Consider the following 373-nt stretch of genomic DNA (forward strand, 5'->3'; position numbering starts at 1 on the left):
CACCGACCTGGAAACTCGACTGCGCCAGGCCGTAACGGCCGCCAGAGGCCAGTCGTGCCACGCGGGAAGCTTCCGGATGAAACGTCGAGGAACCCACACCGATCAGGGCCGATGCCAGGAGGATCAGCGGGAAACTGCCAACCTGGGACAACATCAGGATGCCGATCAGGGTGCAGATCATTCCCGCCGGTAACAGCAGCGGTTTCGGATGACGGTCGGTATAAAACCCCACCCACGGCTGCAACAGCGAGGCGGTGACCTGGAAAGTCAGGGTAATCAGCCCGACCTGGGTAAAGGTCAGTCCGTAGTTGGCCTTGAGCATCGGATAGATCGACGGCAGGACCGACTGGATCAGGTCGTTGATCAGGTGCGC

Annotated in this window: 1 protein-coding gene; it reads right to left on the minus strand. The window is 60.9% G+C overall.

Annotated features, from left to right (window positions below; translation table 11 throughout):
• The coding region (locus tag HX773_RS25555; RefSeq protein WP_176973821.1) for an MFS transporter at positions 1-373 on the minus strand (373 nt) is incomplete at both ends.

Origin of the sequence: Pantoea sp. B9002 (genome assembly GCF_013385945.1) — a bacterium.
Taxonomy (GTDB): Bacteria; Pseudomonadota; Gammaproteobacteria; order Enterobacterales; family Enterobacteriaceae; genus Pantoea.